12 protein-coding genes, 1 tRNA gene and 1 pseudogene are annotated in these 13,327 nt (G+C 61.3%); 12 read left to right on the top strand and 2 right to left on the bottom strand.

The genetic code is table 11. From position 1 onward, the window contains the following. Nucleotides 1-76: 76 nt before the first annotated feature. Nucleotides 77-343, bottom strand: coding sequence for an IS66 family transposase (locus JET14_RS23055; RefSeq protein WP_246750621.1), 267 nt, complete (start codon nt 341-343; stop codon nt 77-79). Nucleotides 344-404: 61 nt separating this feature from the next. Here JET14_RS23055 and JET14_RS22740 point away from each other — a divergent pair. Continuing rightward, nucleotides 405-560, top strand: a pseudogene (locus JET14_RS22740) (transposase); the annotation flags it as partial. 154 nt (nt 561-714) lie between these two features. On the opposite strand, the gene JET14_RS10425 reads toward JET14_RS22740, so the two are convergent. Then, nucleotides 715-804, bottom strand: a tRNA-Ser gene (locus JET14_RS10425). Nucleotides 805-1,246: 442 nt separating this feature from the next. Between JET14_RS10425 and JET14_RS22910 the strand changes: the two genes are divergently transcribed. The 11 genes from JET14_RS22910 (at nt 1,247) to JET14_RS10370 (ending at nt 13,320) form a co-directional block, all read left to right on the top strand. Beyond that, nucleotides 1,247-2,095, top strand: a complete 849-nt coding sequence (locus JET14_RS22910) for a septal ring lytic transglycosylase RlpA family protein (protein ID WP_281435297.1) — start codon at nt 1,247-1,249, stop codon at nt 2,093-2,095. 80 nt (nt 2,096-2,175) lie between these two features. Then, entirely contained in the window at nt 2,176-2,853 is a 678-nt protein-coding gene (gene tmk, locus JET14_RS10415) for a dTMP kinase (protein WP_200333377.1), read from the top strand. Further along, nucleotides 2,846-3,892, top strand: coding sequence for a DNA polymerase III subunit delta' (locus JET14_RS10410; RefSeq protein WP_200333375.1), 1,047 nt, complete (start codon nt 2,846-2,848; stop codon nt 3,890-3,892). Before tmk ends, JET14_RS10410 begins: the two co-directional genes overlap by 8 nt. Before the next feature lie 153 nt (nt 3,893-4,045). After that, nucleotides 4,046-5,590, top strand: coding sequence for a methionine--tRNA ligase (gene metG, locus JET14_RS10405; RefSeq protein WP_200333373.1), 1,545 nt, complete (start codon nt 4,046-4,048; stop codon nt 5,588-5,590). A gap of 6 nt (nt 5,591-5,596) precedes the next feature. Next, a complete protein-coding gene (locus JET14_RS10400) occupies nt 5,597-6,376 on the top strand; it encodes a TatD family hydrolase (RefSeq protein ID WP_200333372.1) in 780 nt (259 codons plus the stop codon). Nucleotides 6,377-6,378: 2 nt separating this feature from the next. Beyond that, nucleotides 6,379-7,206, top strand: coding sequence for an MBL fold metallo-hydrolase (locus JET14_RS10395; protein ID WP_200333371.1), 828 nt, complete (start codon nt 6,379-6,381; stop codon nt 7,204-7,206). 297 nt (nt 7,207-7,503) lie between these two features. Next, nucleotides 7,504-8,598, top strand: coding sequence for an ABC transporter ATP-binding protein (locus JET14_RS10390; protein ID WP_200333370.1), 1,095 nt, complete (start codon nt 7,504-7,506; stop codon nt 8,596-8,598). A gap of 90 nt (nt 8,599-8,688) precedes the next feature. Continuing rightward, on the top strand, nt 8,689-9,789 hold the full coding sequence (locus tag JET14_RS10385) for an extracellular solute-binding protein (protein ID WP_200333369.1): 1,101 nt from the start codon (nt 8,689-8,691) through the stop codon (nt 9,787-9,789). 128 nt (nt 9,790-9,917) lie between these two features. Next, nucleotides 9,918-11,567: an ABC transporter permease gene (locus JET14_RS10380; protein ID WP_246750282.1), complete on the top strand. Its 1,650-nt coding sequence runs from the start codon at nt 9,918-9,920 to the stop codon at nt 11,565-11,567. A 10-nt stretch (nt 11,568-11,577) separates the two neighbouring features. Further along, nucleotides 11,578-12,432 carry an ABC transporter permease gene (locus JET14_RS10375; RefSeq protein WP_246750281.1) on the top strand — a complete coding sequence of 285 codons (855 nt, stop codon included), beginning with the start codon at nt 11,578-11,580 and terminating at the stop codon, nt 12,430-12,432. Nucleotides 12,433-12,552: 120 nt separating this feature from the next. Beyond that, entirely contained in the window at nt 12,553-13,320 is a 768-nt protein-coding gene (locus JET14_RS10370) for a DUF1295 domain-containing protein (RefSeq protein WP_200338059.1), read from the top strand. Nucleotides 13,321-13,327: the final 7 nt, after the last annotated feature.

Below are 13,327 nucleotides of genomic sequence, written 5' to 3'. Positions count from 1 at the left end.
AGTGTTCTCAGGCCAGAGGCTTGGTTTTCAGCTTTTTCGGCGTGGGCCCGAGGAATCAGGTCATCGAGTTGGTTGTTCAGATGGCAACTGACGATCTTGTCGACGGCGGCGGACAGATAGGAAAGTGGCTCAACCTCATCGAGCTTGGCCTTTTCGATAAGCGAGGCGATGGTCGCCCGGGGTTCGACCTTGGTGCCCGTGCCTGCGAACAGGCACTTTTCCGATTCAGGGCAATCGGCCGGATGGAACGCTCGACGGTATTGGAATCGATCTCGATACGACTGTTATTGATGGACGGGTCCCGTCTCTCGCCGATAAGTGCAATTGTCGCCGCTGGATCCACATAGCTGCACAATTGCGCAAATCGACCGGTCGGGAGATGACGTAAATACCGTCGATACCTTTTGACGGATCGTGAATGGGCTGTAATTGCCTCACTGATACCGCCGGCCAAGCCCGGTGGGTGGCCACGGAAAACGAATATAAGGGAAGTGGTGAACGCGATCCTTTATATTGCGGGCAGCGTCAGTCAATGGCGGGCTCTGCCGAAGGACTTCCCCCGTTACCCGATGCCAAGAGAGGGGCTGCCGCCTGCCTGTCCAGACGCGGCCCCTGCGGTTGCTTTCCGGATAAAAGGCAGGAAGCAAGAGGTGCGAGACCTGAAGACCGAAACATGTCGGTGAACACGTCGCTTCGCTCTGGATGATGCCGGGATGGCGGAGGAGGTGGGATTCGAACCCACGGTACGCTTTCACGCACGCCGGTTTTCAAGACCGGTGCCTTAAACCGCTCGGCCACTCCTCCGTGAGGGCTGCGCTGCAGGTCGGCGTTGTTGCGACCGTCGTCCATGCAGCGTTCCGCGCTTTATCACCGCTTTCTTGCAGCGGTCAATGCCGTATTGGAACGCCGTGCGTTCCTTCGGACGCACAAAGGACGTTCTAACCTATTGAATCTTCGCATCGGCCCGAGAATCGATTCCGATTATCGGGCCGATGCGCTAGCCCGCCTGCGCCGGTATGCTCCTCCCACGCCTGTGGTTGCTGTGCTTCCGGCAATTGCGGGTTGAACACGGCTCTCGAATTTGCTACGCGCCTTAAAGCGGCCACTAAGTCTCCGCATAGGGGACGATATCCAAATTTCAAGATGGCGGTTTCAGGCGAGGTTTTCCCGCCGGCCGGTCAAGACAAATGGAAGAATTGCTGGCATGAGAGAGTTCCGGTTATCCGCTTCGGTCGCAATCTTGGCCGTGACAGCCATGCTGAGTGCTTGCACGACCACCGGAGATACATCCGAAAAGGCCGGGGATGAGGCCAAGGACGCCACGGAGACTGCTGGAGAGCAGACGGCAACTGCCACGAGTCTCGGTTACCAGAAGATCGGCAAGCCCTATCAGGTGAGGGGCAAGTGGTATACGCCCAAACATGTCGAGGAATATTCGAAGGAGGGGCTCGCCTCCTGGTACGGGCCGAACTTCAACGGCGGGCGCACCGCCAACGGCGAGACCTACGACATGAACCATCTTTCGGCGGCCCACAAGACGCTGCCGCTGCCGAGCTATGTCCGCGTCACCAACAAGAAGAACGACAGCTCCGTCATCGTGCGCGTCAACGATCGTGGTCCCTTCGTTTCCGGCCGGATCATCGACCTGTCGAAAAAGGCGGCCGAGATGCTCGACATGACCCATGAGGGCGTTGCCGATGTGCGCGTCGACTATATCGGTCCCGCGCCGCAGTCGCCCGATGACATGGATTATCTTCTCGCGTCCTATGAAAAGAAGGCCGTGCCGGAAGGCGTCGATCCCGGCCGTTTCGGCGAAGCAGGCGTTCAGGTTGCGCAGGCGGAAGCGAAGCCTTCGGCCGAGCCTTCCAACACGCTGTTGGCCCTCGTCGAGAACAAGGCCGAGAAGAAGCCGGCGGCGACGGCCGCCAACATGAAGGTCGCGGCAGTCGCCTCCGCAAAGGCGCCGCAGGAGGCGCTGGCGCTCGTCGACAGCGCGCCCGAAGCGCCGACAAGCGCAGCCGGAAAGGCGGCGGAGTCCATCCTGACCGACGATGCGAGCCTGCCCGTCGTCGCGCCCATTCCGTTTAAAAAATAGGGCCCCGCGCCCCCGGGGCTTTTTCCCGCCGCCGAAATCCTCTAAACCGGCGTCTGTCGGGACAAAAGGCGACGGACGACATGGCTGAACAGGGCATTTTCATCAGTTTCGAGGGCGGGGAAGGCGTCGGCAAATCGACGCAGATCCGGCTGCTCGCCGAACGCCTCGGCATGCTGGGACACAAGGTTCGCGTTACCCGGGAGCCCGGCGGTTCGGCCGGCGCGGAGGCCGTGCGCCATGTTCTGCTCTCCGGCGCTGCCGAACCCTTCGGCGTCGGCATGGAGGTGCTGCTGTTCGCCGCCGCGCGCAACGATCATGTCGAGGAGATCATCCGGCCCGCGCTCGCGGCGGGACAAATCGTGCTCTGCGACCGGTTCATGGATTCCTCAAGGGCCTACCAGGGGGCGACCGGCCCGCTGGCGCCGGCATTCGTCGCCACGGTGGAGCGGGTCGCCGTGAACGGCGTTCGCCCGGACCTGACGCTGATCTTCGATCTCGATGCACTGGAAGGATTGAAGCGGGTGCGCGGGCGGCTGCCGGAAACCGCGCTTGCCGGCGCGCCCGACCGTTTCGAGAAGGACGACATCGCCATTCACGCGGCGCGGCGGCAGGCATTTTTAAGCATTGCCGAGGCCGAGCCCGAGCGTTGTCGGGTCATCGATGCCGCGGCCGCGCCCGAAACGGTTGCCGGGGCGGTCTGGCAGGTCGTGTCGGAAGTCCTTGCCTCCCGCAATCTCGGGAGTGGCGCCGATGGCTGACGAACTGCTCCTGGAGGGCGCTGTCGAGCCTTCGCGCAACCGCCATCTCTTTGGTCACGGCGAGGCCGAAGCCTATCTCGCCCAGTCCTATCGCGGCGGCAAGGGACATCATGCGCTGCTTCTGGAAGGGGCGGCCGGCATCGGCAAGGCGACGCTCGCCTTTCGCTTTGCCAACCACGTGCTGCATTTTCCCCATCCCGCCGATGCGCCGGATCACCTGATCGAGCCGGACCAGACATCGCCGCTGACGCGCCAGATCATCGCCGGCGCATCGCATGACCTTTTGCATCTGAAGCGCCCGGTTGATGCGAAGAGCGGCAAGCTGAAGACCGCGATCACCGTGGAGGAAGTGCGCCGGGCTGGCCACTTCCTGTCCCAGACCTCGGGAACCGGCAATTGGCGCATCGTGATCGTGGATGCGGCCGACGACCTTAATCGCAATGCCGCCAACGCAATTCTGAAAATCCTCGAGGAGCCGCCGAAAAACGCTATGTTCCTGTTGATTTCGCATGCGCCGGGAAGGCTCCTGCCGACGATCCGCTCGCGCTGCCTGCCGCTGCGCCTGCGCCCGCTGGCCGCGCAGGACCTGGCTGCGGCGCTCGGCGCGCTCGGCCTTTCTGCGGGGGGGCAGGACGAAGAGCGCATGGCGGCGCTCGCAAACGGCAGCGTCGCCGAAGCCCTGAAGCTGGTCAACTATGGCGGGCTGGAGATCATCGATGCCTATGACGCCGTGCTGGAGGGAACGGTCGCCAAGGCGCGTCTCGTCATGCACAAGCTCGCGGATACGGTTGCAAAGCGCGAGAACGAGACCATTTTCGATTTTCTGCTCGGCCATATCGACGGGGACATCAAGACGCGGGCGCGCGAGGCGGCACTTTCCGGCGATCTCCCGCTTGCCGAAAGGCTGGCCGGTCTGTCCTCCAGGATCGCGGCCGACGTGGCGGAAGCCGATGCCTACAATCTCGACCGCAGGCAGCTGGCGCTCGATCTGCTGTCGCGGCTGCGAACCACGCTTGAGCCCCCGGGCGCCGACGCCTGAAGCAGGTTTGACTTGATGCGCTGATTGAGGGGCGGTAAGACCGGTCAGATTTCAGCACCGGTTCCGGATTTCAGCGGACGCCGGCTTGCCCGCAATATCAGAAACGTCCCGGAGCGAACCGGCTCCCAGACAGCCATGCACACGGACAGCGGAATGAGCGACAACAACAGGTATTTCATCACAACGCCGATCTTCTATCCCAACGGCGCGCCGCATATCGGTCATGCCTACACCATGATCGCCACCGACGCGCTTGCGCGTTTCCGCAGGCTGGACGGCATGGATGTGCGCTTCCTCTCCGGCACGGACGAGCACGGGCAGAAGATGCAGCAGACCGCCGAAAAGGAAGGCGTCGCCCCGATCGAGCTGGCGGATCGCAACTCGGCGGTCTTCCGCGGTCTTCTCGCCACGCTCAACTGTTCCAATGACGATTTCATCCGCACCACGGAAGAACGCCATCGCAAGGCCGTGCAGGCGCTGTGGAAGCGCATGCAGGAGAATGGCGACATCTATCTCGGCAAGTATGGCGGCTGGTATTCGGTGCGCCAGGAGGCCTATTTCGACGAGGGCGAGACCACGCTCGGCGAAGACGGCGTGCGTCGTGAGCCGCTCGGCTCCCCGGTCGAATGGGTCGAGGAGGAGAGCTATTTCTTCAAACTGTCGGCCTATGGCGAGCGGCTGCTCGAATATTACGACGACCACCCCGATTTCATCGGCCCGGCGGAGCGGCGCAACGAGGTGATCTCCTTCGTCAAGTCGGGCCTGAAGGATCTGTCGATCTCGCGCACGACCTTCGACTGGGGCGTGCCGGTTCCCGGCGATCCGGACCATGTCATGTATGTCTGGGTCGATGCGCTGACCAACTATATCACAGCGCTCGGCTTTCCGGACGAAAACGGGCCGCTGTGGTCCTACTGGCCCGGCATTCACATCATCGGCAAGGACATCATCCGCTTCCACGCGGTCTACTGGCCGGCCTTCCTGATGTCGGCGGGCGTGGCCCTGCCGGAACGGGTCTACGCCCACGGCTTTCTTCTCAACAAGGGCGAGAAGATGTCGAAATCCGTCGGCAATGTCATCGATCCCTTCAATCTCGTCGACCATTTCGGGCTCGACCAGATCCGCTATTTCATGCTGCGCGAGGTCTCCTTCGGCCAGGACGGCAGTTACAGCGACGAGGCGATCGGCACGCGCATCAATTCTGATCTCGCCAATGGCATCGGCAATCTCGCCAGTCGCTCGCTGTCGATGATCGCCAAGAACTGCGACGGCAAGATCCCGGAATGCGGGCCGCTGACGGCTGAGGACGAGGCGATGCTGGCCTCTGCCGACGGCGTCATCGAGACGGTGCGCGAGGCGATGGAAAAGTTTGCGATCCACAGGGCGATGGCGGCGATCATCGGTCTCGTCTCGGAGGCCGATCGCTATTTTGCCGGGCAGGAGCCCTGGGCGCTGCGCAAGACCGATCCGGACCGCATGGCCACCGTCCTTTACGTCACGGCGGAAGTCGTGCGCCAGGTCTCGATTCTGCTCCAGCCGGCCATGCCGGCCTCGGCGGCGAAATTGCTCGACCTGGTGTCAATTCCGGAAACAGAACGCGATTTCGCGCATTTGGGAAAGACGGGCCGGCTGAAATCGGGCACGCCGCTTGAAAAGCCTTCGCCGGTCTTCCCGCGTTACGTTGCGCCCGAGGAATAGGAATTCATGCTGATCGATAGCCATTGCCATCTCGATTTTCCCGACTTTGACGCCGAACGCGACGACCTCGTGGCGCGCGCGAAGGAGGCGGGTGTCGCGCAGATGGTGACGATCTCAACGCGGGTGAAGAAATTCAATCAGATCGTTGAAATCGCTGAAAAGTACGAGAATGTCTTCTGCTCTGTGGGAACCCATCCGGCCAATGCCGATGAGGAACTCGATATCGGCACGGACGAACTCGTCCGTCTGAGCGGCCATCCGAAAGTGGTGGCGATCGGCGAGGCGGGGCTCGACTATCACTATCAGCCGGAAAAGGCCGACGCGCAGAAAACCGGGCTGAAACGGCACATCGCCGCCGCGCGGAAAACCGGCCTGCCGCTTGTGATCCACAGCCGCGATGCCGATGACGACATGGACGCGATCCTGCGGCAGGAAACGGGCGAGGGCGCGTTCCCTTTCATCCTGCATTGCTTTTCTTCCGGGGCGGCGCTGGCCCGCACGGGGGTTGAGCTTGGCGGCTACGTGTCCTTCTCCGGCATCCTGACTTTCAAGAAGTCCGATGAGCTGCGCGCCATCGCCGCCGATGTGCCGATGGAGCGCCTTCTGGTGGAAACCGACGCGCCCTATCTGGCGCCGACGCCTTTTCGCGGCAAGCGCAACGAACCGTCTTACGTTGTCAACACCGCGCGGGTTCTGGCCGAGGTCAAGGGCGTGAGCGAGGCGGAGATGGCCGATATCACCACGGAGAATGCCTTTCGCTGCTTCTCGAAGATGACGCGGGTCTGACCTTGGTCTACCGCCGCCGCTTCACCATTCTGGGCTGTTCTTCCTCGCCGGGCGTGCCGCGCATCACCGGCGACTGGGGCGCTTGCGATCCCGATAACCCGAAGAACCGGCGCACCCGTACGGCTTTTCTCGTCGAGCAGATTGCACCTGACGGCGGGGTGACGACGGTTGTGATCGACACGGGGCCCGATTTTCGCGAGCAGATGGTGCGCGCAGGCGTGAAACGCATCGATGCCGTGTTGTTTACCCACGCCCATGCCGATCATATCCACGGCATTGACGACATCCGCGGCTATTTCCATGCCCAGCGCCAGCGCATCCCCGTCTATGCCGACGAGGCGACGATGGCGCGTATTCTGGAAGGCTTTGCCTATTGCCTTGAGACCCCGAAAGGCAGCGCCTATCCGCCGATCGCCCGTGCCAATATCATCACGGATATCGGCAGCCCGGTCGAAGTCGACGGCCCGGGCGGCGTGATGCGGTTCATGCCGCACCGCCAGCAGCATGGCGACATCATCTCGCTCGGATACCGACTGGGCGGCGTTGCCTACTGTACGGATGTCAGCGATTTTCCCGCCGAATCCGTTGCGAAACTGCGCGATCTCGACCTTCTGGTGATTGACGCGCTGCAATATCATCCGCATCCGAGCCATCTTTCGCTCGGGCAGGCGCTTTCCTGGGTGGAGCGCCTCGGCGCGAAGCGCGCGATACTGACGCATATGCACATTCCGCTCGACTACGACATCGTGGCGTCCGAAACCCCAGCCCATGTCGAACCCGCCTTTGACGGGTTGAGCGTCGAGTTCTCGGTCGCGGACGAAACGGTCTGAATTAAAATTTTACCCTTCAGTTCAGTTTGCGTATTGCGATTGCGCGGCATCTCCGCGCTCGCGTATTTCGGCGCTAAATGCGTGATCCCTCAGGTTAAACTGACTACGACGAAAGTCTGTCAACCCCAGAAAACAGCAAATCCCTGTTGAAATCGGGAGCGATTTCTGCCCATTCTTTGTCCGTTCTGGAAATTTGAGGTTGATTTAGGCAGCGCGAATTGCAGTATGAAGCCGGATTGCTTGAGAAGGCCCGTACAAGAATTGGGCCCGCGAGGTCCACAATGACAAGGGGACAAAATGGCTGAAAACCGGGGTGCTTCGGTTAAGTACGATAGTGTTCAAAAGAGTTATGACGGCGAAAGCCTCGTTGTTAAGAAATTAAATCTGGATATTCCGCCGGGCGAGTTTTTGACCATGCTCGGTCCCTCCGGCTCGGGCAAGACGACCTGCCTGATGATGCTGGCCGGTTTCGAGCCCGCCACCTACGGCGAGATCTATCTCAACGAAAAGCCCATCAACAACGTGCCGCCGCACAAGCGCGGCATTGGCATGGTGTTCCAGAACTACGCTCTGTTTCCCCATATGTCGGTCGCCGAAAACCTCGCCTTTCCGCTGCAGCTTCGCAACATGGGCAAGGCCGAGCAGGAGGAGAAGGTCAAGCGCGCGCTCGACATGGTGCAGCTCGGCAGTTTCGGCGGACGCCGCCCGGCGCAGCTTTCCGGCGGCCAGCAGCAGCGCGTGGCCGTCGCGCGCGCCCTGGTGTTCGATCCCGAACTGGTGCTGATGGACGAGCCGCTCGGCGCGCTCGACAAGCAGCTGCGCGAGCAGATGCAGTACGAGATCAAGCATATTCATGACAACCTCGGCGTGACCGTCGTCTATGTGACGCATGACCAGACCGAGGCGCTGACCATGTCGGACCGCGTGGCGGTCTTCAATGACGGCGTGGTGCAGCAACTGTCCGAGCCGTCGATGCTCTACGAAAACCCGCAGAATTCGTTCGTCGCCCAGTTCATCGGCGAGAACAACAAGCTGAGCGGGACGGTGACCGAGATCCGCGGCGACGAATGCGCGGTCAAGCTCGACGACGGCACGGTGATCGTTGCCGACAAGGTGAATGTCGACAATGTCGGCGATCGCACAACCATTTCGCTCCGGCCGGAGCGTGTCGAAATCGTTCCCACCGATGATCATGCCAACACCATTACCGGCACGATCGAGGAACTGATCTATCTTGGCGACCATATCCGCGTGCGCATGAATGTGTGCGGAAACGACGAATTCGTCGTCAAGGTTCGAAATCGCGGCGAACGCTGGGATCTCCATGAAGGCAAGCAGCAGACCATCGGCTTTGCCGCCGGCGACTGCAAGGCTCTCGATCCCGTCGCGTAACAGCAACTGCCGGTCCTCTTGACCGGCGGTTCTCGAAAATCCGGGCTTTGAAGGTCCGACCAATCATCTCGAAGAAGGGGAAGAAAGACTATGAAATCCAAGTCTATTATTCTTGCACTGGCGGCTACGCTCGCCACGTCGACGGCCGCTTATGCCGAACAGATGACCATCGTTTCGTGGGGCGGCGCCTATCAGGCTTCGCAGAAGAATGCCTACACGGATCCCTACATGGAAATGAATCCGGATATTGAAGTTGTCTGGGACGAATCCTCGAATGAGGCCGTTGCCAAGCTGCGCGCCATGAACGAGGCCGGCAATGTGACGTGGGATCTGGTGGACGTCGTTGCCGCCGACGCCATGCGTCTTTGCGACGAAGGGCTCGCCATGGAGTACGATCCGGACGAACTTCTGGCGCCTGCCCCGGACGGCACGCCGGCTTCGGAAGACTTCGGCGATCTGATCGTCTCCGATTGCTTCATTCCGCAGATCGTCTATTCGACGACCGCCGCCTACCGTCCGGACCTGCTGCCGGAAGGCGCGCCAGAGCCGGAATCAATCTGCGCCATGTTCGACACGGAGACCTATCCCGGCAAGCGTTCGCTCGAGAAGCGGCCGATCAACAACATGGAATGGGCTCTGATCTGCGACGGCGTTGCCAAGGAAGACGTCTATGACGTGCTCGAGACGGAAGAGGGCCAGGATCGCGCCTTCGCCAAGCTCGACACCATCAAGGACGACGTGATCTGGTGGTCGGCCGCCGCCGAGCCGCCGCAGCTTCTGGCCGACGGCGAGATCGTCATGGGTTCCTCCTATAACGGTCGCTGGTTCTCCGCGATCGTTGAAGAAGACCAGCCCTTCAAGATGCTCTGGGATGCGCAGGTGTTCGACCTCGACGGTTGGATCATTCCGGCCGGTCTGCCGGAAGATCGCCTCGCCATGGTCAAGGACTTCGTCAAGTTCGCGACCGACACCCAGCGTCTTGCCGACCAGGCGGCCTACATCTCCTACGGCCCGGCCCGCAACTCTTCGGCTCCGCTCGTCGGCAAGCATGCCGAACTCGGCGTCGAAATGGGTCCGCACATGCCGACCGCTCCGGAGAACTCCGAGAACGTCTTCGTCTACAACTACGAATGGTGGGCTGACTACCGCGATGACCTGGACGCCAAGTTCCAGTCCTGGCTGGTACAGTAAGAGCCATTTGCTCTGACGATATCGTGGAAGGGCCGGCTCCGGCCCTTCCGCACCGACAACGGACCAAGGCCGCATCAGACGGTCGAGCATGATGGCCGAAGGCCGAACCAGCAAAAGAAGCGGGGACCATGAGCGACACGACCTCCAACACGGCGGAGAAGTTGACGACTTCCGACGGCAAGCCGCTGAAGGCGAGCTTTGCAAAGGCGCTGCGCCGGCAGAAGATGCGCGCCCTCATCCTCATCGCGCCGCTCCTGCTGTTCGTGCTGATTTCCTTCGCAGCGCCGATCGTCGATATGCTGTTCCGCTCGGTGCAGAACGAGATTGTCCCCGAAACGCTGCCGCGCACGGTAACCGCGCTTGAAAGCTGGGATCCGGCTTCAGGCGAACTGCCCGATGAATTCGTGTTTGCCGCGCAGCGCGATGACCTGATCATTGCTGCCGAGCGCAAGCAGCACACAAGACTTGGCTCGCGTCTCAACTATGAAATGACCGGCATGTCGAGCCTTTTCCGCAAGACCGGGCGCCGCGTTGACGATTTCGGCGAGATCTTTACCGAGCAGTTTGAAGACCTGAACGGGGCCTGGGTCGAGCCCGCCACATGGGTGTCCCTGATGGCCTCCGAAGACTGGATCGCGGCGCAGACCGAATGGGCCTCTGCAGACGATGATACGGTTGCCGAACCTGCCTTCGAGGTCTCCGAAGCGGCGAAGGAAGCGTTGCCGCGTACTGCAGAGATCTATGCCGGATTTGCCAATGTCATCCAGACCGAAGACGAAGACAGCCCGACGGAAGAAGAGCCGTGGAACCCTGTCTATGCAGCGCTTTACGGCGACCTGATCGCCAATCCCGATGCGGCTGCCAATTATTCGGGCGCAACGGCTGAACTCCTGGCGACCGCTGCCGCCGCTGTTCCAGATTTCGAGGCGACCACGGCGCGTGAGGAATTCATCGACGCCGACGAGGACTGGGGCTCACTCGACGTCTGGCAGACGCTCTATCGCTTCAAGGGGCCCTATACGGCCGGCTATTATCTCGCCGCGCTCGACGCCCAGATGACGGCCGACGGGATCGAAATGGTGCCGGAAGACCAGCGCATCTATCTGCTCCTGTTCATGCGCACGCTGGTCCTGAGCGTGGTCATCACCTTTTCCTGCCTCATTCTCGGCTACCCGATCGCCTTCCTGCTCTCGCATCTGCCGCTCCGCTCCGCCAATCTCCTGATGATCCTGGTGCTTCTGCCGTTCTGGACATCGCTTCTGGTCAGAACCTCTGCGTGGAAGGTGCTGTTGCAGCAACAGGGCGTCATCAACGATATTCTGGTGTTCATCGGCCTTGTCTCCGATGACGGACGGCTTGCGCTGATCAACAATGCGACGGGCACGGTCATCGCCATGACCCATATTCTGCTGCCCTTCATGATCCTGCCGCTCTATTCGGTGATGAAGACGATATCGCCGACCTATGTGCGCGCGGCGAAAAGCCTGGGCGCGACGGACTGGACGGCCTTCTGGCGGATCTATTTTCCGCAAACCGTGCCCGGCATCGGCGCCGGCGCCGTTCTCGTCTTCATCCTGTCGATCGGCTACTACATCACCCCCGAGCTCGTCGGCGGCACTTCCGGTATCTTCATCTCCAACCGGATCGCCTACCATATCTCGAGTTCACTGAACTGGGGCCTCGCGGCTGCGCTCGGCACGCTGCTTCTGGTCGTGGTTCTGCTCTGCTTCGTCATCTATGACAAGCTCGTCGGCATCGACAATGTGAAGCTCGGATAGGAGAGGGACCATGGCCAAACTGCCCCCATACATGACCACCGGCCAGCGCGTCTGGCACTACGGCTTCCGGGTGATCTGCGGACTGATCTTCTTCTTCCTGATCTTTCCGATCCTGGTGATCATTCCGCTCAGCTTCAACGCGACGGACTTCTTCACCTTCACGCCTGAAATGCTGTCCTTCGATCCAGCCGGCTATTCCTTCAAGCATTACCAGGACTTCTTCACCAATCCCGACTGGCAGCAGGCGCTCAGGAACTCGGTGATGATCGCGCCGGCCGCGACGCTTCTGGCGACCGGCTTCGGCACGCTGGCCGCCATCGGCCTGTCGCAGAGTCATGTGCCCTATCGCGGCGCCATCATGGCAATCCTGATCTCGCCGATGATCGTGCCGCTGATCATCTCGGCCGCCGGCATGTATTTCTTCTATTCCCGCCTCGGTATTCAGGGCACCTATTGGGGCGTCGTTCTGGCGCATGCCGTGCTCGGCACGCCCTTCGTCATCATCACCGTGACGGCGACGCTGGTCGGTTTCGACCGGTCACTGGAACGGGCGGCGGCGAGCCTCGGCGCAAACCCGGTCACCACCTTCTTCAAGGTGCAGATGCCGCTGATCCTGCCTGGCGTGATCTCGGGCGCGCTGTTTGCCTTCATCACCTCGTTTGACGAGGTGGTCGTGGTACTGTTCGTCGGCTCTGCCTCGCAGAAGACGCTGCCCTGGCAGATGTTCACAGGGCTGCGCGAGCAGATTTCGCCGACGATCCTGGCCGTCGCCTCCATCCTGGTGACGATCTCGATCGTTTTGCTGACGGTGCTGGAGCTGTTGCGCCGCCGTTCGGAAAGACAGCGCGGCCTTTCGCCGGGCTGACGGGTCCTATTTCGATCCGCACCGTCGCGCCCTCCGTAGAGATGTGTGAACCGCATTTTTCCGGAGGGCGACGTGTCTTTATCACTGCTGATTTCCGTTTTCATCGGGCTTTGCCTTGGCATGGCCGGCGCTTGGGCCGTTCAGAGGCTCACCGGCAACAGCGGCTGGATCGATACGATCTGGGCCGCTCTCACAGGGCTTGGCGGGCTCTCCGTCATCGTCTTCTCGGAAGCCGGAAACCCGGCGCGCAAGTGGCTCGCCGGCATTCTCGTCGGGCTCTGGGCCCTGCGGCTCGCCGGCCATATCGCCACGCGCAGCGCCGGCAAGAAGGATGACCCGCGCTATGCCGCGCTGATTGAGGAATGGGGTGATAGAGCCGGGCCGCGGCTGCTGTGGTTCCTGCAGATCCAGGCGTTTGCCGCCTTTGTCCTGGCGCTGTCGATCTATGGCGCAATTCTCAATCCGGCGCCGTTTCCCGGCGTTCTCGACGGACTGGCCCTCGTTGTCGCCCTGATCGCGATCGCGGGCGAGGGGACAGCCGACTGGCAACTTTCGCAGTTCAAGCGCAAAAGCCCGGAGGGCAAGACGGTCTGCGATATCGGTCTGTGGGGCTATTCGCGTCATCCGAACTATTTCTTCGAATGGACCTGGTGGTGCGCCTGGCCGCTGCTGGCGCTTGCCGGTTTCCAGTCGTTCCTTCCCTTTGTCCTGTCTCTCCTCGCGCCTCTGATGATGTATTGGCTGCTCAACCATGTGTCGGGCATCCCCTATCTGGAACAGCATATGGAGCGTTCGCGCGGGGAGGCGTTCAAGGCCTACCAGAAACGCGTCAACGCCTTCTTTCCCTGGTTTCCGGACGGTAAAAAGTCAACGTCTTCAGCGCTTTGAGCCGAGT

This window comes from Martelella lutilitoris (genome assembly GCF_016598595.1).
In the GTDB taxonomy this organism is placed as follows: Bacteria; Pseudomonadota; Alphaproteobacteria; order Rhizobiales; family Rhizobiaceae; genus Martelella; species Martelella lutilitoris_A.
This window is presented reverse-complemented; position numbering and strand designations above follow the sequence as displayed.

What these genes read in the sequence shown, in the direction of transcription:
- metG (WP_200333373.1), top strand. Translation starts at nt 4,046, where the DNA reads ATGAGCGACAACAACAGGTATTTCATCACAACGCCGATCTTCTATCCC.
- JET14_RS10385 (WP_200333369.1), top strand. Translation starts at nt 8,689, where the DNA reads ATGAAATCCAAGTCTATTATTCTTGCACTGGCGGCTACGCTCGCCACG.
- tmk (WP_200333377.1), top strand. Translation starts at nt 2,176, where the DNA reads ATGGCTGAACAGGGCATTTTCATCAGTTTCGAGGGCGGGGAAGGCGTC.
- JET14_RS10410 (WP_200333375.1), top strand. Translation starts at nt 2,846, where the DNA reads ATGGCTGACGAACTGCTCCTGGAGGGCGCTGTCGAGCCTTCGCGCAAC.
- JET14_RS10370 (WP_200338059.1), top strand. Translation starts at nt 12,553, where the DNA reads ATGGCCGGCGCTTGGGCCGTTCAGAGGCTCACCGGCAACAGCGGCTGG.
- JET14_RS10380 (WP_246750282.1), top strand. Translation starts at nt 9,918, where the DNA reads ATGAGCGACACGACCTCCAACACGGCGGAGAAGTTGACGACTTCCGAC.
- JET14_RS10375 (WP_246750281.1), top strand. Translation starts at nt 11,578, where the DNA reads ATGGCCAAACTGCCCCCATACATGACCACCGGCCAGCGCGTCTGGCAC.
- JET14_RS10400 (WP_200333372.1), top strand. Translation starts at nt 5,597, where the DNA reads ATGCTGATCGATAGCCATTGCCATCTCGATTTTCCCGACTTTGACGCC.
- JET14_RS10390 (WP_200333370.1), top strand. Translation starts at nt 7,504, where the DNA reads ATGGCTGAAAACCGGGGTGCTTCGGTTAAGTACGATAGTGTTCAAAAG.